The organism is Hyperthermus butylicus DSM 5456 (genome assembly GCF_000015145.1).
In the GTDB taxonomy this organism is placed as follows: Archaea; Thermoproteota; Thermoprotei_A; order Sulfolobales; family Pyrodictiaceae; genus Hyperthermus; species Hyperthermus butylicus.
Window position 1 is genome coordinate 149,643 of sequence record NC_008818.1, and the last position, 16,334, is coordinate 165,976.

The window sequence follows — 16,334 nt, forward strand, 5'->3', positions numbered from 1 at the left end:
TTGAGTGGGGCTGTCGACGAGCTAGCTAGGCTTCTCGAAAAGCTTGGTGCAAAGGTCGAGGAGCGCAGTGGCCTCATAGTAATACGTGTTGACGGTAAGGGATTCACACTTGCTAGCCTCCCCCGCGAGGTTTTGGAAAAGCTAGCTGTGCTTGAAAGGTTTGCTGTTGAAGCAGGTGACGGCTACTACTTCTACTTCCGCGGCGAGGATGTGAGGAGGCTTCTCGAAAAGCAGGCTATGGCTTGAGATAATCCTCTACCTCTCCCGGCAGCTTGAGGTACTTCCACTCCAGATACTCTATGAGAGGCCCTGCAGTTATCTCTTCGCCCATAACCCTCTTCACAAGCTCCTTCGGCGGATAGGTTGCACCCCACTTGTGTATGTTCTCGCCGAGCCATCTGCGCAGCTCTGCTAGCCTCAGCTCTCGCAGCAGCTCCTGGCTGCGGCTCCACAGAGTTCTCCATATCATTGCTGCTATCACGTTGCCTAGCGTGTAGGTTGGGAAGTAGCCTATACTCCCGTGGCTCCAGTGTATATCCTGTAGCACGCCCTCAGCAGCATTGCGCGGCCTTACGCCCAGCAGCTCCTCCATCATGTCGTCCCACACCTGGGGCACCTCGTCAACGTTTAGGCTCTGCTCTATCAGCTTCTTCTCTATCGTGAACCTGAGGTAGATGTGGAGGTTATAGGTTACCTCGTCGGCGTCAACCCTTATGAGGCCCGGCTTCACAGTGTTAACATACCTATATAGCTCTAGGAGGGTGTAGTCCCTAGTGTAGCCTATCGTTTTGTCCATCCTCTCTTTGAGCCATGGTATGAACCAGGGGCCACGTCCAACTATGTTCTCCCAGAACCTGGACTGGCTCTCGTGCACACCCATGCTGACACCGTGGCCTATTGGTGTGCGTGCTATCCTCGGGTCTATCTGTAGCTCGTAGAGGGCGTGGCCATACTCGTGCACGAGGCTATACACAGCCCTCTTGATGTCATAGCCCTCGTAGCGCACTGTTATTCTAACATCGTTCATGCCTAGCTCTATGGTGAATGGGTGAGCTGACTCATCGAGCCTGCCACGATCCCATGGCCACTCAAAGCCGTTAAGTATTGATTTGAGGAGCTCCCTCGCCCTGGCCACATCGTACTTTGCCTCTTCGAGAGGGTGATTCTGCGGGTAGAAGCCGCCGCTCAGCACCTTCTCCAGGATCCTTTTGGTTGCGGGGACTAGCTCGGAGAAGATGGCTTCCATGTCGCGTGTCCTTAGTCCCTCTTCGTAGAGGTCTAGGAGCGCGTCGTAGGGGTGCTCCTCGTAGCCTAACCGTTCAGCCTTCTCCCTCTGTATCTCGACGATCTCCTTTAGATATGGCTCGAACATCTTGAAGTCAGCCTTCTTCTTGGCCTCCCTCCAGACCACCGTAGCTTCGCTTGATACCTTTGCCTCCCTCCTAGCTAGCTCCTCCGGTATGAGCTTCACAATGCGGAGCATCCTCTTCATAACCCTTACAACGCCGCGCTCGTAGTCGTTTAGCTGGTCTAGCCTCTCATTAGCCTTCTCCACAAGCTTCTCAAGCTCCGGATCCCTGCTGAGCCTATGGAGGAGGCCCTCAAGCTCCTCGAACGCTACTGAGCGGTCCTCTACGCCGCGCGGGGGCATGTATGTCTCCAGATCCCAGCTCATGAGGCTTAGGGCGTGCTTGAGTGCCCAGAGGACGCGGGTCTTCTCAATTATCTTCTTGACGATCTCGTCCTGGAAGAGATGGGTCTGCTCGGACAAAGGGGGTCTCCTCCGCTCGTTCCCGGGCTGGGCCTTGTGGGTTTTTGGTGTTTCCGCGACAGGTATTAGATGGGTTGCAGAAGCCTAGGTCATGCCTAGGTGTAGCAGTAAATGGTTAAGCCTCGTAGGTCACGTAGGCATAGTATCTTACTTGTAGCTGGTGTACTAGCTGTCGTAGTTGGTGTTGTAGCAATGTTCATGACGTATTTTCGGGGAGGAGGTGGCAGCGCCGAATTCTGCCTGGGTGATGGGCCAGCTGTAGCGGTAGTCTACGTGGATGGCCAGGAAAAACTTGCAGAAGAGCTCAAAAGGTATCTCGAACTCCAGCTAGCCGGGCATATCAGTGGTGCTAGATACTGTACCATAGAGGCGTCAAAGTTTGGAGACGAGTTTAGGGTGTATCCGGTCATACTTGTGAAAGCCCAGAACATTAGCAGCCAGCTCGCCTCAATACTCCTAAACACTACGGTGAAGGATGGCTGGAGGCCAGTGAGGCTAGACTATACAGCGGCTTTTGCAGCCCAAATAGCAGTACAGCTCGGCGTCAAAGGCCCAGTGTACCGTAATACTGCGACGCTACTCGTAGTCGACGGCTCTACGCCCTTCACAAAGGTCAATGTCTCGGCCCTTAAGCAGCTAATTATGGAGAACGAGCGGTACCATGTGTTGTTCTCGGCGATATTTACAGCCAATATAACGGACGTAAAGGTGGTTGAAGAGCCGCCGGATGGTGTAGAACCGGTAGTTAGACCAGCATTTTACGCGGTTTCCCAGGCTGACCTCTCGGAAGGTGCTCCGGCGCTGCGCGAGGTGGCACCAAGCATCTACGAGACTGACGTCAATATCGCAGCGATGATTGCCGGTAGCCCCGTCCTTGATGCCTTCGAGTCCCGCGAGCTGCCCAAGGGGCTTGAGGCTCATCCCTCGCTGGGCAGTGGCCCGGTGCACATAGCAATATTCGAGGACTTTGCATGTCCTTACTGTGCGCTATTCTATAAGACGGTGTTTCCAGGCATAGAGAAGTACATAGAAAACAACACCGTGACATTCCACGTGCTAGACCTGATAATACACAACAACGAGAATGTGGTTAGGATACACAAGCTCCTCCTCTGCTACTACAATGCTACAGGGAACTCAGAGGTCTACCTCGAGGAGGCTAGGAGGATATACTCGGAGCTAATGATATATGCTAGCGAGCCCGTAACCGGAAACAAGACCTTCTACGATAGGCTGGGAGAGATAGCGGCAGAGCTGGCTTCAAGCCTTAACGCGTCTGCAGACTGTAGCGCGGCAAGCCTAGTCGATGAATCTACTAGGGAGGCGCTTCGTCTAGGCTTGACGGGCACACCCAGCTTCGCTGTATGGAGCGAGAATAGTAGCACGGTAATCTACTTCGTTGGCTATAGGCCCCTAGACTACTTCCGCGAGCTAATAACATGGTTTTTAGAGCATAGCCGGTAGACGCCATAGTTTCAGTAGCCCCTCCTCCAACCTATATCTAGGGGCATAGAGCTGCTTCTAGCTCTAGGAGTGTGTAGCTGCTAGCACACCCAGCATCATACAGGGATAGGGAGGGCCAGGGGGATTGGTTACCAGGAGACTCGATGACTATCTGCGCCAGCTGGGAACAGCTGTACGTGAGAGACACGTGGACGTAGAGGCGCTAATTCGGAGACTCGTAGAGGAAGCCGTGGCTGCCAGTAGCTGCAATGGCGCTAGGCTAGACGAGGTCTTGGAGAGGCTCGAAGCTATAGAACGCAGGCTTGACAAGCTGGAGAGGACACTAGAGGAGCTAAGGTCGACGGGGCTGCTGACGCGGAGGAATATAGAGGAGCTAGCCCAAGCACTAGCCTCTGCGGTATCAGCTGTACTCAAGCAGGCTCGGCAGCAGCGCGGTGGAAACGAGCCTCGCTGGGTCAAGCTCATCCTTGAACGGATCGAGGATAGAGGCTACGTATTTCTACATGAGCTTCCGGCAGAAGTTCGCAGCGGCTTTGACCCCGGGGTTCTGAGATCTAAAGGCCTTATAGTAGAGAGTGTTGGCGGGGATGTGCTCATCGCTAGTAGCAAAACGCTTCAGGAGTTCTCGGAGGAGCTTTCAAAGCTTAAGACTAGCGATGAGTATGAGGCTGAAATGAAGCTTGGAAAGTATAGAGTGCTATTCCGCATACTGAGAGACGAGGGTATGGTCTATTACGCAGCTGGCCGTGGCTGGGTGCTCAGGGGTTTAAACCGCTAAAGCCAGCCCATAACCCGGCCTGCATGGTAGTACAGTATCCCTATAATCGACTTGGCATCCCTTATGACGCCACCACGTATCATTTCAAGAGCTTCCTCGAGTTTCACCCACTCAACCTCTATGAGCTCGTCCTCCTCGAGTTTCTGCCCCCTCCACCGGAGATCCCCTGCAGCAAATACTACGAGCTTCTCTGTTGAGACACCTGGACTCGTATAGAACTCTACAAGCCTCTTTAGCCAGCCGGGCTCGTAGCCAGTCTCCTCTACAAGCTCTCTCCTAGCCGTCTCCTCGGGCTCCTCCCCAGGTTCAAGGGTGCCAGCGGGTATCTCGTAGAGCCACTCGCCAACAACAGGCCGGTACTGCTTCTCGAGCAGTATCCTTCCATTCTCCTCAGCTACTACAGCTACCGCGCCAGGGTGGAGCAGTGCGTCGAAGGCCTTAACACTGCCTTTCACGACGTCGTATATCCGGGCGAGAACGAGTCTACGCCCCCGGCAAAGCTCTTCAACACGTCTTTCAGCTGCCACAGTGAAGCACCACGCTTGTACACAAGCTGTAAGGGCGGTAATTAACTAGGGTGGGGATACCCTGCTTCCGGATTGGGGAGTGTGGAAGGGTGTGGTGTCTGTGGTGAGGATACTGGTTCCATTCCACTTGGCCCGGCTTGGAGACCGTATTGTTGGACTTGACGCGTATTTTTGGGGTCAGCTGAGTGAGCGGTACCGTGTAGTACTACTCGTCCATCCAGCGGAAAACCTGCTAGACGAGAGAGATGCTACAGGCTGTAAGCTCCCTGTAAACGTTACCTTTGAGGAACAGTTGCGAGACATAGAGGAGGTGTCTGAGATAAGGACTCCCAGGCCCAAGCTGCCACGGATAGGGCCGGGCAAGAGGCTCCTAACACTACTCATGCCAGCCATGATAATCTACCAAGAGCTAAAGGCGGCTATGAAGCTCGTGGAGGTTCCAGAGGAGGCCCAGGCGAGGAACCTGGCCAAGATGCTTCGGAACCTGGAGCCGCTAAATGTTCTCGGCTATGCCGTCTTCGAGAGGCAGGGAGACCTTATACTGCCGGCAAGGGAGGGCACGATGAAGAGAATTTATAGCGAGCTTGCAAGCCGCGACGAGGGCTACCGTCAGGCTTGTCTAGACGCGATACGCCGCTGCAAAGCCTAGTGTTTGAGGGGTGGGGTCGGCCAGCAGCCCCACTCCTCACACAGGCGGCCCGCAGCCCCCGGGCTAGCTGCGGGCCTCAGCTTTGCTACATCTCCTCACGCCCCAGCCGTGCCTAGCCTAGTTTCGGGGTCTAATACCTACAGTGTTGCATCAGTGCTTTTAGCCTGGCCCCCAGGTCCAACCCATATTGGTGGCCTATTGTGGCGTATAGGTCTGTTGCACTGATTATCCTCCTTGTGGTGGCGGCGCTGGTAGCCGGTATAGCGATAGGCTACACGGTTGGCGGCAAGAATGGGATGGCGCCGGCCCAAGAGCAGCCAGTGACACAGCCAGCTGGGCAAGAGCCACAAGCTGGTATGCAGGGGGAGCCCCAGGTTGTTGAGGAGGCTTTGAGGAGTAGGGTTGTGGTCCTCGTAGATGCTCTCGGGAGGGAGGTGACACTAGCCAGGCCGCCGGAGAGGATTGCGAGCCTAGCACCCTCGATAACAGAGGTCGTCTGCGCCCTCGGCGCGTGTGATAGGCTAGTTGCAGTGGACAATATTTCAATGTCTATAGTCGAGAGGGAACTTGGAGCTGAGGCTGTGAAGCTGGTTAGTGTCGGCAGCTTCTGGCAGCCATCAAGCGAGCTAGTATTATCAGCTAATCCAGACATGGTGCTCGCATGTAGCGGCGTACCGGCCCAGGAGGCTATGGTAGGTCAGCTTGAGGATGCCGACATCAAGGTATTCTTCCTGCGCTGCGACAGGTCGAGGAATATCGGGGACATTTACTGGGACATATCGACTCTTGGCGTCATGCTAAACGAAACGGCAAAGGCCAGCGAGATTATCGAGGAGATACAGGCTAGGCTACAGAGTGTAGCAACAGCCGTAGCCAACGAGACAAGCCCCACGGTAGCCCTTGTCGTCTACATGGATTCCAACGGTGTCTACGTGGCTGGAGGCGGTAACTTCCAGGACAACCTTATACAGCTTGCAGGCGGCGTAAACGTATTCGGAGACTACTATGGCTGGCCGATGATTAGCTACGAGGATATTGTGGTCCGCGATCCCGACTACATAGTGGTAACAAGTATGGGCACTGCAAACGATACCATAAGCCTCATAAAGTCCACGCTGCTAAGCAAGACCAAGGCGTATAGTGAGGGTCACGTCTGCATAGTGACGGGTGAGGCTGTTGACGTCCTTAGCAGGCCCTCGGTAAGGATTGCCGATGCAGTGGAGCTGCTAGCATCGATACTACATCCAGACGCTGTGGAACCCCCGAGCAAGCTGGCAGGCTACATAACTTGCATAGGCGCTGGGGGCTGAGGTGGCCACGTCCTTGGCGAGTTTTTTACCACTCACGATAACCTTGCTGCTCTTCCCACTCCTTATCCTCGCGAGCCTTGCGGTGGGGCCCGCGGGGCTGGTAAACCCTCTGGATCCGGGAAGCCAGCTCATAGCAAGGCTCCGGCTCATGCGCACCCTTCTAGCAGTAGGTGTCGGCACTGCCCTGGGTCTCTCCGGGACACTAGTCCAGTACAGCGTGGCCAACCCCCTGGCGAGCCCGAGCATACTTGGAGTCTCAGCTGGCGCCCTTGCTGCAGCCTCGGCGGCCTACATCGTGTATCGTGGGTCTCCCCCGCCAGCTGCACCGTTGGCAGCGGCTGTAATGGGTGGGCTAGCTGCGTATGCGTTGACGCTAGCTATAGCTTCGAGGGCGGGGCTCACGAGAGTCTCCATGGTGCTCGCCGGTATAGCGGTCTCGAGCAGCCTCGCTGGCATAGCCAGTATGCTCGTAATATACATCAATGCACGGTACCATGTGGCATCAGCGCTGTTGCTAATGGGAAGTTTTGCCTATGCGGTCGAGGAGAAAGTGTTAGTAGCAGCTGTAGCTGCGCTAGTAGCAGCGGCTACAGCGCTAATCCTGGCAAACCCTCTCGACGCTCTCTCATACGGCGACGAGACAGCACTAAGCCTAGGCTACAGCCCAGCCAAGATAAGGCTCGCAGCTACAGCAGCCGCGGTAGCAGCTACAGCAGCCACGGTCTACGCCGCCGGGCTCATAGGCTTCGCCGACCTCGTAGCAGCCAACATAGCCAGGAGCATTGCTGGAAGCCATCCCTCAAGATCGGCGCCAGCCTCGGCGCTGATAGGTGCAGAGATAGCACTAGCAGCAGACATAGCAGGAAGGCTAGCAGCAACAACCATAAGGCTCGGCGAGATCCCAGCAGGCCTCCTCACAAGCACTGTTGGCGGATTATTCCTTGCCTTCCTCGTAGCGAGAAAGGCGGGACAGGGATGGTGAGACATGCAGCACGTCCTAGAGGCTGAGAACGTCACAGTAGAGTTCAACGGTAGAATAGTACTCCGGGACATAAACCTGAAGCTCGAGTCAGGTAAGCTCACGGTAATCCTTGGCCCAAACGGTGCTGGCAAGACAACACTCCTCAAGGACACTAGCCGGGATAATTAAGCCAACCCGGGGAGTGGTAAAACTCGATGGCAAGCCGGTACATGCGATGAACCCTCGTACCCGGGCAAGACTAATCGCCTACACTCCGGTCGCCCTCGAGGCGCCAGGCCTAGGCCAAACAGTGGCAGAATACGTGGCTGCGAGCCTCTACCCCTACGGTCACAGCCTCAAAATAGGCCTAACCAGCTACGACCTCCAGGAAGCAATAACCCATCTAGGAAAGCTAGAAGCTGAACACCTAGCACAACGGAGACTAGCAACCCTAAGCAGTGGCGAGCAAAAACGCAGCATTATAGCCCACGGCCTCGCCAGGAGGCCCATAGTGCTACTCGCCGACGAGCCAACAAGCCTACTAGACATGAGGGCCCGGCTACTAGCCTACAGAGTGCTCCGCCTAGAAGCAGAGAAGGGCCGGATAGTCGTGGCATCAACCCACGACATGCTTCTTGCGGCACTCTATGCAGACCACGTAGTAGTCATAGATAAGGGCGTGGTCGTAGCGCAGGGCACAGCGGGAAAAGTACTATCCAGCGAGCTTCTCGAGGCAGTCTTCTCGGTTAAGATAGCAGTAGCAGAAGTGGATGGAAGAACAGTCCCCATACCACTTGAGCCACTTTAAGCAGTAAGAAACAGGTATTGTAGAAAAGCAAAGGTTTTTAGAAACCTTCTTACCCGTGATTTTCCGAAAGACATGGTAATATATACAAGCAGTCGAAACGACTTTGTGGGTGTCTACAATGTGAAAGATTTTTAAGTATGTTTAATTGTACAAGAATCTTGGCAGTGGAAGTCACTGCTGTATAGAGTGCTTGGGTCTAAAGTAAGAGGGTGTAGCATAGTCATGTCAATGCTGCCACAAATCCTATCCTCACTTATAAACGTGCCGGGTGTAGTAGGCGTATTCATTATAAGCAAGGATGGCTTTGTAATAGACAAAGCTACATCGAGTGTCCTCAACATCGACGATGATGTGTTGGCAGCAATGATAACAACAGCCTATGGTTCGGTAATACAGCCCGGTGCAGAACTACACATTGGCGAGCCAGAAATAGTGACCATGGAGTACAGTAACCACTACGTGCTAATAGTTGATGCTGGCGAATACATCCTAGCACTCCTAGCAGACCGTGGCCGCGCAATACTCGGCAGGCTACGCTACGAGCTACGCCGTCAAGCAGAGTCAATCCGAATGGCTGCACGTACATAATTATGCTACCTCTTTTCCACAGACCACAAATTCCCCGAAATCAGGGCTACTGGCGGGCATGTCTACAAGACTTCTAGCACACATACAAGCATATTCCTGTGGACATGACTCATAACCGCGATTATAGCTGGCTACCAGGTAGCGTCAACCAGGATACTGGTAAAGGCTGTTGGCAACGTATTGGTCAGCATACCTGAGGAGCTAGGCATAGAGTTTGGTACGTTGACATACATAGATGAGAATTCTGTTAAGACGTATCGTATTTTCAGAGGCTACTAGGGGTAGCGTAGAGGCGTCGAGGGATGATACACTTGGGATCCTTGAGGTGCGCTATGGCTGTCACAGTGCTTGCACCGCGCTGACAAACTGCAAGGCAATGATACTATAGGCCCCTTTTATTGAGGAGGGTTTCGGATGAAAGGTTTGAACTCGCAGCAAAGGAGTGCTCGTTCAACGTGAGTGAAACACAGCTAGCCTCCTTCATCGATATCGTCGTGGGTGTTCTTAGGGCTCTAGGTGCCATGGCTGTAGCTATGGGGAGAGGAAGTAGAGAAGCAGCGTGGGAAGGGAATCCATGCCGTCTGGGCTGTCGGAGGAGGCAAGAACTGCAAGACAGTTGTTGGAGATGTATTGTGAAACCCGTACCTTTACCTTCTTTTACCGTGTCTGAGGTTGAGTGTTGCAGGGTAGCTCTGAGGAGGGCTTTGGGCGGCTCTTGCCCCGTCTATGCCTACCACTCGGCTATCAGTTTGACCTTGATCTCTCAATGTATCCTAGCTTTGTCTCTTCGCTCTATGTGCGTATTGCTGCTCAACGATGGCGCCGTGTAATTGGTGCAAGTCACATAGTCTTCATCGAGTCTGGCAGAGTGTGCTGCGAGGGTGATGGATGTAGTATTGAGCTCGTCGAGAAGCTCTCTGGGCTGTGGTGTATGGAGCGCTGCCTACGGGGTATAGCTGCTTCAAAGTACTCGGAACCTCTTCGGCAGCTCCTCATGGCTTACCGCGGGCTCTCGGTGTCGGCGGCGGGTCCAGGCGACGAGCTTCTTGTGGCTTCGGCTGTTGTGCTCTCGCGTAGGACAAGTTATGCGCGGAATGTTAGGAGGTGGATGTACATCATCTTCAAGCATACTAAATCCCTCTACGAGGCTGCGGAGAGGGCGGCGAGGCTGCCGAGCCCCCAGCCACGACTCCTCGCAGCAATACTCCACGAGCTAGCGGAAACACTCCAGGAGGGCTGTACTAGCCCGTGGAGGCTAAGGCAGAGGCTACTAGGGATACCGGGGGTAGGCCCGAAGACGGCGGATGCTATCCTCCTCTTCACTGGTTGTAGCAGCCGCGTCGCGCCGGGAGACGTGCACCTAGCGAGGTTTACGGAGATGGTGTTGGGCTGGAGGCTCCATCCTCCGCTGAAGAACCGGTGCCTACGCACAGCCAGCTGCATGGAGTGCACCTACGCGGCTAGCTGTCTCACGGGCAGGATTGTTCGGGAGTTTGGTGATGGTGCTGGGCTTGTGCAGACCCTGGCATACGTGCATGACAGCCTAGGAGGCCGAGGAGGGTGGAGGGCTAGGCTTGAGGAGGTGTTGGCCAAGCACTATACGAGTTCTGGTGGCACCTCATCAGGGCGGTAGGCCTTTCGGGGTCGAAGCCCAGTTCTCCTCATTAGCTCGACGACGTGGGGGTATAGTATCACGTACTCTGGATCGATGTTCTCAGCCAGCCTGGGATGTATCGCGTAGAGCAAGCGCTTAATCCTCGTAACGCCCCTCTCGTCGGTAAAGCTCAGCATGACGGCGGGGTACACCTCCTCGCCGGGTTCAAGCCCATAGTCTACTAGGAGCTTCAGCGCCCGGAGCTGTAGCCTCCATGCCTCCGGCCTAGCTCCCGTGAGCATGTAGAATTCCTCCTCACTAGTACCCTTAATCGAAACTCTAACCTCCACGCCTGCACCGTGAAAGCTTGCCAGCCTCCGGGCAAGCTCCTCATAGGCCCCGATTAGTATCCCATTGGTCTCCAGGACGAAGTGCAGTCCCTCCCCCGTAACAGCCTCCATGACCTCCAACAAGTGCTCCCAGCCTACTGTGGGCTCGCCACCCGACAGCCGGACCTGGCGAACTCGCGTCCTCCTCGCAAGCCTCATCAGCCTCTCTGCAGCCTCATCCGGCGATAACAACACGCCGCGGCCATAGCCTGTCCAGGTGAAGCGCCAGGCCCAGCAAAACCTGCAGCGCAGGTTACAGCCAACAACATCCCCCGTCACAATGCCGCCGTACCAGCGATCCCGGCGAAACCGGTAGTAGCGTCGGAGCCTCATCCCACCACTCCACGGGGCAACCCTCTCGGCAACAAGCTCGGCGAGCCTAACCGGGTCATACCCTCTAGACAGCATATCCACGGCTTCCCCGCCGCAATACCAGGCTGATGCGAGCCGCCAAACTGTGCTGAGTACCCTGCTCTACTGTATACATCTACCACCCCTACCGAGGACCTGGGAAGGCAAGCTATGTATGGGTGAGAGCCCCTATGCGTCATAGACCCGGCTCGGGGGGGCGACCTGGCGTCATGTTCCTCGTGAAGGCTTGTACAATGTTCAGCGCGGCTCACCGCATTGAGGGGCACCCGCGTTGCGGGAAGATACACGGCCACAACTACCGTGTCTGCATAGTGGTGAGGGAGGAGAGGCCCCTCCAGGTGGACCTTGACGCTCTAGAGGAGTGGCTGGAGAGGAATGTGTTCCAGCGCTTCGACCATCAGTACCTCAACAAAGTGCTCGCAGCCCCAGATAAAGATGAGAAGCTTGTTGTCACTAGCGAGGAACTCGCAGTACTCATAGCCGATATGTTGGAGCAGGCTTTCCCTGGGAGGGTAGAGTATGTCGAGGTCTGCGAGACGGAAAACCTCTGCATTGAATACCGTCCTCCGCGTCGTGGAGGTTTTCGCTAGTATTCAGGGAGAGGGCCCCTTCACTGGCACGTACAGCGTCTTCGTACGGCTCGCAGGGTGCAACCTCCGCTGCCCCTTCTGCGACACGAGGTACGCCTGGAGCCTCGAAGCCGGAAAGCCACTAGGGGTGGAGGAGCTGGTAGAGGAGATAGCTAGGTACGAGCCGAGCCTAGTAGTGATAACTGGTGGGGAGCCCCTGCTCCAGAGACACCCACTCAACAGCCTCGTAGAGGGGCTGGAGAGCCTGGGGCTCCGCGTCCAGCTGGAGACCAATGGTATTCTCCCGGCGCCAGCTAGGGATGAGCAGCTCTGGAGAGTGTACCATGTTGTTTCGCCAAAGGATGTACCGGTACGCGTGCCTGGAGCAAAGCTCCATCCCAGCTGGGTGGACTACGCGAGAGCGACCGGGAGGGCGTGGTTCAAGTTCCTAGTGGCTAACGAACAGCATGTGCGAGAGGTAGCAGAGTACGTGGCGAAGCTAGGTATTCCTAGGAGCCGCGTCTACATAATGCCGCTAACGCCCGAGAAGCTGGACATGAAGGAGCTGCTAGAGCTGCACAGTAGGATAGCAAGCTTGGCGGTAAAGTGGAGGCTAAACTTTAGCCCGAGGCTACACCTCCTCGTACAGCTACCCTAGCCTCTCCTACTAGGTTGCCTACACAACGTATATACCGAGCGAGGGTACAGCCTAACCGTCTTTACCGGACGTTATAGAGGCTCCTAGCTCCGGGGTGTAGGGCTTGGCCGAGCAGACTGGGCAGACGGTAGGACGGTCCGTTGAGGGTGAGGTTGAGAGGCACGATGTTATAATAGTCGGTGCCGGCATGGCGGGGCTGACGGCGGCGCTCTACCTTGCAAGGCAGGGTGTTGACGTGCTGGTTGTGAGCCGCGATCTCGGTGGCCAGCTTATGCAGGCAACTATTATCGAGAACTACCCGGGGATAGAGGCTGTTAAGGGACCAGAGCTGGCAATGAGGGTTGAAAAGCAAGCTAGGACCTTTGGTGCAAAGTTTAGGTATGGTGAGCAGATAGTCAGGATTGACAAGCTCGAGGACGGCACGTTCCTCCTTGAGAGCAACCGGGGTAGGAGGTACCAGGCGGAAGTGGTCATACTAGCTTTTGGCAAGACCCCGAAGAGGATGAACATACCCGGCGAGGATGAGTACGATGGTCGTGGCGTAAGCTACTGCACCATCTGCGACGGTCCACTATTCCGCGGCAGGAACACAGCTGTCGTGGGCATAGGGGATCAGGGTCTTGAGGCGGTTGCGCTCTTAGCAGGGCTCTGCCCCAAGGTCTACTACGTGACTCCAACCAAGCTCTTTGGAGAGCCAGACCTAATCGCTAGGATAAAGTCTGCACCCAACGTGGAGATCCTTGAGGAGCATGAGCCGGTAAAAGTGCTAGGTGATGGGAAGAGGGTTACCGGCTTAGTGGTACGCAACAAGAAGACTGGCGAGGAGAAAACCCTGGATGTCGAGGGGATATTTGTCGAGCTCGGCTACGAGGCTAGGACAGAGTTTGTAAAGCACCTAGTAGACCTCAATGAGAACGGCGAGATAATAACTGGCAAGCTCGGCGAGACGAGGACGCCAGGGCTATTTGCGGCGGGCGACGTTACCGATGTACCGTTCAAGCAGGCCATTATCTCCGCTGGCGACGCTGCCAAGGCGGCACTAGCAGCGTTCAACTACCTGCAGAAAAGGCGTGGCCGTAACGTCACGATAAGGGTGACTGGAAGAAGACTGGTAGGGTTAAGCCAAAAACGCAGATGAGACTTGGGCTGAAGAAGAGGGAGGGCTAGAGACCCTCCTCCTTCCTGATCTTCTCGGCGTACTCCTCGGGGCTAAGCAGCTTCTCCAGCTCGGAGCGATCCTCAATCTTTATCTTGAACATCCAGCCCTCCCCATAGGGGTCCCTGTTCAGCAGCTCCGGCTCATCGTAGAGCCTCTCGTTAACCTCCACCACCTCCCCGCTGACCGGCGCATAGACGTCTGCGGCGGCCTTAACCGACTCTATGCTCGCCACGGCCTCCCCCGCCTGCACCCTCCTACCCTTCTCGGGCAGGTCTACGCCAACGATGTCCCGTAGCTTCTTCTGCGCGTAATCCGTTATCCCAACGGTGACGACACCGTCCTCCTCCTTGATCCACTCGTCGGACTTTGTGTACCTCCTATCGGTTAGGACGAGGTAGTCTCCGACACGTATCTCTCCAGCCAATGCTTATGCACCCAGGGAGCAGCAAGCACCAGGTCTACAGAATGCTAAGGCTAAGGGCTCTTAAGGCTAACAGAACTGTGGATGGTGCATTACGGTTTAGTGTTCCCTCCTACCCGGGTATCGGGTTGCTTAAACTTTTAACTAGCCCTATCTCTTGAGGGTTTCCCCGGGTGGAGGGCGGGGACTTTTGGACTATGCAGCATTCACGGCACTGTTGCTAACGGGTATTGTGCTGCCTGTCGTCATGTACTTCGTCTATAGGGTGTTCGAGATAGTCACCCGTGGACCCGACAGATACTTTGCAAGGTTCCGCTACGAGTCTGGCAACCCGCCCAAGGGGCTGGCATGGGCAAGGGTGCTCTATCACTACTTTGGCTACGTCGTGCTCCTTGTAGCGCTTGAGCCTATATTCATAATCCTCTACGTCTTTGCTGTCTACAGTGGCGCCTCTACCTGGGAGCTGCTTGCCCTAAGCCTTGCGATTATAGCTTCTATCATTCCTCCACTCCGGTACGCTGTCCGCTATGCTGAGAAGAGGGAGTACTGGGAGCTGGAGGTGTAGCCTCCGTGGAGATGGCGTGTCCGCGTAAGGGTTTCATGCTCGTTGGCCGCTTGGAGGAGGCTGCCGCGAAGGCTATGAAGTGGTTGCTCGAGAGGAAGCCTATCAAGTCCCTGCTGGACTGGGGTATAAGCTTCAGCCTCTGGCCCGTACACCTCACCACTAGCTGCTGCGGCGCAGAGTTCGCAGCAGTCTACGACCCGAAGTATGACAGCGAGAGGCTTGGAAGTCTACCATTCACACATCCCAGGAACACCAACGTACTGCTCGTGGAGGGCACCCTGACAAGAAAAATGGCCAGAGCCGCAAGGCTGGTCTGGGAGCAAATGCCATGGCCAAAGTTCGTCATAGCCATGGGGGCATGCGCTATAACAGGCGGCATATTCTACAATAGCTACAATATTGTGAGGGTCAACCAAATCCTCCCCGTAGACTACTATGTGCCTGGCTGTCCTCCAACGCCAGAAGCTGTTGCTAACGCGCTGATAAAGCTGCAGGAGAAAGTGAGGAAGGGCGAGTGGAAGCCAAGAGACATTGAGGATAAGAAGTTCCTAGAGGAGCTCATGGCTCCACACTACGAGAAGGCAAGGAGGCACCTTGAACTGCTAGCCAGGACCCAGCGCACGGAAAGAGCATAAACCGGTAGGCATCACAATCAATCGCCGGGGCTCCAGAGAACGTCAGGGAAGCCTCCACAGCGTTTGTTAAAGGGACACCTGCATCTTACATGGTTCCCCAGGCCTGCAGCTCATACAGCTCATATTCTCTTACCCATCGAGCCAATTCTCCTAATGGATCGGAGTGAGGCATAACCAACTTTCGAGAAGAAGCTCCGAGTAAACCCATCCAGCCACTTACCCATCCGGCCTATACTTGTGGGCAGCACTTCCAGTCTTGTCTATGCTACCGCTCTACACTTCCATCCTCAATATATGGGATGTCTAGGTAGACGAAGTATCCCCTCAAAGCCCGCTTCCCGCCCTCCTCGAGCTTCACCAGAATGGCCTTTTGGAATCTCGGATGACAGTGTTGGTTAAAACCTGTTCTGGCAAAGCTGTAAGCCCTAGCAGGGGTGCACCCATAGATGTTATCCTGGTTTCGCATGCAGTTTCTAGGCTATGTAATGGCCTCCTCTTCACTGCAGACTGGACCTAGGCCTTCTCTTCTCCCTCATCCTTTGGCTTAAGTTCCGGCTTGAGTATCCATACAGGCTTGCTCGGCTTTGTTGACATGTGGCTCTCCTCTACCACCTTAAAGTCCTTCCTGAGCGGGTAGACGCCCTCCGGCCAGTCCTCCGGCAGTAGCAGGTGGCGGGAATCTGGGTTGCCACGGAACACTATACCCAGCATCTCGTGCTCCTCCCGTTCATGGAGGAGCGCTGCCGGGTAGACATCGTGTATACTATCTATCACTGGCTCGTCGCGGGGTACAACCGTCTCGACAGCGACCACGTCGCCGGGGTTGCTGCTACGGGCGAAGTGGTAGACGATCCTTATCCTCTTAGCGTCGGGCTCGTCAACACCTGAGATTGATAACAAGTAGTCGTAACCAGTGTTCTTGAGTTCGGCCACGACCTCCCTTATCCTGTCGGGCTCCACTACCAGGGCATGGTAGTTGGTTCGCTTCTCAATCCTCGCACCATGCTTCTGGGCTAGCTGCTCAAGCGGGACGGACACAGCGCACCAGCCCGGTTGCAAACTTAAATTTAGCCGGCTAAAGTGTTTTGAGAACCGGCGGTAAACCATTCGGGGTTG

19 protein-coding genes and 1 pseudogene are annotated in these 16,334 nt (G+C 55.3%); 15 read left to right on the forward strand and 5 right to left on the reverse strand.

The window, feature by feature from the left end:
- Window positions 1-246 carry a bifunctional DNA primase/polymerase gene (locus HBUT_RS00850; protein ID WP_011821354.1) on the forward strand — a complete coding sequence of 82 codons (246 nt, stop codon included), beginning with the start codon at window positions 1-3 and terminating at the stop codon, window positions 244-246.
- Here the strand turns inward: HBUT_RS00850 and HBUT_RS00855 are convergent.
- Window positions 236-1,771, reverse strand: a complete 1,536-nt coding sequence (locus HBUT_RS00855) for a carboxypeptidase M32 (RefSeq protein ID WP_011821355.1) — start codon at window positions 1,769-1,771, stop codon at window positions 236-238. The two genes, HBUT_RS00850 and HBUT_RS00855, sit on opposite strands and share 11 nt — an antisense overlap.
- Before the next feature lie 111 nt (window positions 1,772-1,882).
- Here HBUT_RS00855 and HBUT_RS00860 point away from each other — a divergent pair, with 111 nt between their 5' ends.
- Window positions 1,883-3,235 carry a DsbA family protein gene (locus HBUT_RS00860; protein WP_011821356.1) on the forward strand — a complete coding sequence of 451 codons (1,353 nt, stop codon included), beginning with the start codon at window positions 1,883-1,885 and terminating at the stop codon, window positions 3,233-3,235.
- A gap of 124 nt (window positions 3,236-3,359) precedes the next feature.
- Window positions 3,360-4,013 carry a hypothetical protein gene (locus tag HBUT_RS00865; RefSeq protein WP_011821357.1) on the forward strand — a complete coding sequence of 218 codons (654 nt, stop codon included), beginning with the start codon at window positions 3,360-3,362 and terminating at the stop codon, window positions 4,011-4,013.
- Here HBUT_RS00865 and HBUT_RS00870 read toward each other — a convergent pair.
- Window positions 4,010-4,540, reverse strand: a complete 531-nt coding sequence (locus HBUT_RS00870) for an NUDIX hydrolase (RefSeq protein ID WP_011821358.1) — start codon at window positions 4,538-4,540, stop codon at window positions 4,010-4,012. The two genes, HBUT_RS00865 and HBUT_RS00870, sit on opposite strands and share 4 nt — an antisense overlap.
- A 100-nt stretch (window positions 4,541-4,640) precedes the next feature.
- Between HBUT_RS00870 and HBUT_RS00875 the strand changes: the two genes are divergently transcribed.
- The 7 genes from HBUT_RS00875 to HBUT_RS08780 all read left to right on the forward strand — a co-directional run bounded on the left by HBUT_RS00875 (window position 4,641) and on the right by HBUT_RS08780 (window position 10,489).
- On the forward strand, window positions 4,641-5,189 hold the full coding sequence (locus HBUT_RS00875) for a hypothetical protein (protein WP_048061358.1): 549 nt from the start codon (window positions 4,641-4,643) through the stop codon (window positions 5,187-5,189).
- A 200-nt stretch (window positions 5,190-5,389) separates the two neighbouring features.
- Window positions 5,390-6,499: an ABC transporter substrate-binding protein gene (locus tag HBUT_RS00880; RefSeq protein WP_011821360.1), complete on the forward strand. Its 1,110-nt coding sequence runs from the start codon at window positions 5,390-5,392 to the stop codon at window positions 6,497-6,499.
- Between the two features lie 13 nt (window positions 6,500-6,512).
- The gene (locus HBUT_RS00885) at window positions 6,513-7,481 is read left to right on the forward strand and encodes an iron ABC transporter permease (protein ID WP_011821361.1); all 969 of its coding nucleotides are present in this window, start codon (window positions 6,513-6,515) and stop codon (window positions 7,479-7,481) included.
- 3 nt (window positions 7,482-7,484) lie between these two features.
- On the forward strand, window positions 7,485-7,649 hold the full coding sequence (locus tag HBUT_RS09950) for an ATP-binding cassette domain-containing protein (RefSeq protein WP_011821362.1): 165 nt from the start codon (window positions 7,485-7,487) through the stop codon (window positions 7,647-7,649).
- Complete coding sequence (locus HBUT_RS00890; RefSeq protein ID WP_011821363.1) at window positions 7,591-8,268, forward strand: ABC transporter ATP-binding protein; 678 nt, start codon at window positions 7,591-7,593, stop codon at window positions 8,266-8,268. Before HBUT_RS09950 ends, HBUT_RS00890 begins: the two co-directional genes overlap by 59 nt.
- A 222-nt stretch (window positions 8,269-8,490) precedes the next feature.
- Entirely contained in the window at window positions 8,491-8,856 is a 366-nt protein-coding gene (locus HBUT_RS00895; RefSeq protein WP_011821364.1) for a roadblock/LC7 domain-containing protein, read from the forward strand.
- A gap of 715 nt (window positions 8,857-9,571) precedes the next feature.
- Complete coding sequence (locus HBUT_RS08780; RefSeq protein WP_011821365.1) at window positions 9,572-10,489, forward strand: DNA glycosylase family protein; 918 nt, start codon at window positions 9,572-9,574, stop codon at window positions 10,487-10,489.
- On the opposite strand, the gene HBUT_RS00905 is transcribed toward HBUT_RS08780, so the two are convergent.
- Window positions 10,453-11,247 (reverse strand): radical SAM protein, encoded by a 795-nt coding sequence (locus HBUT_RS00905; protein WP_011821366.1) that lies wholly within the window; start codon window positions 11,245-11,247, stop codon window positions 10,453-10,455. The two genes, HBUT_RS08780 and HBUT_RS00905, sit on opposite strands and share 37 nt — an antisense overlap.
- 173 nt (window positions 11,248-11,420) lie before the next feature.
- On the opposite strand from HBUT_RS00905, the gene HBUT_RS08785 reads away from it, so the two are divergent.
- The 3 genes from HBUT_RS08785 (at window position 11,421) to HBUT_RS00920 (ending at window position 13,576) form a co-directional block, all read left to right on the forward strand.
- A complete protein-coding gene (locus HBUT_RS08785) occupies window positions 11,421-11,801 on the forward strand; it encodes a 6-pyruvoyl trahydropterin synthase family protein (protein WP_011821367.1) in 381 nt (126 codons plus the stop codon).
- The gene (locus tag HBUT_RS00915; RefSeq protein ID WP_011821368.1) at window positions 11,731-12,438 is read left to right on the forward strand and encodes a 7-carboxy-7-deazaguanine synthase QueE; all 708 of its coding nucleotides are present in this window, start codon (window positions 11,731-11,733) and stop codon (window positions 12,436-12,438) included. The genes HBUT_RS08785 and HBUT_RS00915 overlap by 71 nt, the downstream gene beginning before the upstream one ends.
- Before the next feature lie 103 nt (window positions 12,439-12,541).
- The gene (locus tag HBUT_RS00920; protein WP_011821369.1) at window positions 12,542-13,576 is read left to right on the forward strand and encodes an NAD(P)/FAD-dependent oxidoreductase; all 1,035 of its coding nucleotides are present in this window, start codon (window positions 12,542-12,544) and stop codon (window positions 13,574-13,576) included.
- 25 nt (window positions 13,577-13,601) lie between these two features.
- Here HBUT_RS00920 and gcvH read toward each other — a convergent pair whose 3' ends face one another.
- Entirely contained in the window at window positions 13,602-14,021 is a 420-nt protein-coding gene (gcvH, locus tag HBUT_RS00925) for a glycine cleavage system protein GcvH (RefSeq protein ID WP_011821370.1), read from the reverse strand.
- Between the two features lie 187 nt (window positions 14,022-14,208).
- On the opposite strand from gcvH, the gene ndhC reads away from it, so the two are divergent.
- Both ndhC and HBUT_RS00935 read left to right on the forward strand, forming a co-directional pair.
- Window positions 14,209-14,583, forward strand: a complete 375-nt coding sequence (ndhC, locus tag HBUT_RS00930) for an NADH-quinone oxidoreductase subunit A (protein WP_011821371.1) — start codon at window positions 14,209-14,211, stop codon at window positions 14,581-14,583.
- Between the two features lie 11 nt (window positions 14,584-14,594).
- Window positions 14,595-15,089, forward strand: a pseudogene (locus tag HBUT_RS00935) (NADH-quinone oxidoreductase subunit B); the annotation flags it as partial.
- A gap of 642 nt (window positions 15,090-15,731) precedes the next feature.
- On the opposite strand, the gene HBUT_RS00945 reads toward HBUT_RS00935, so the two are convergent.
- Complete coding sequence (locus HBUT_RS00945) at window positions 15,732-16,256, reverse strand: NADH-quinone oxidoreductase subunit C (RefSeq protein ID WP_011821373.1); 525 nt, start codon at window positions 16,254-16,256, stop codon at window positions 15,732-15,734.
- Window positions 16,257-16,334 lie beyond the last annotated feature (78 nt).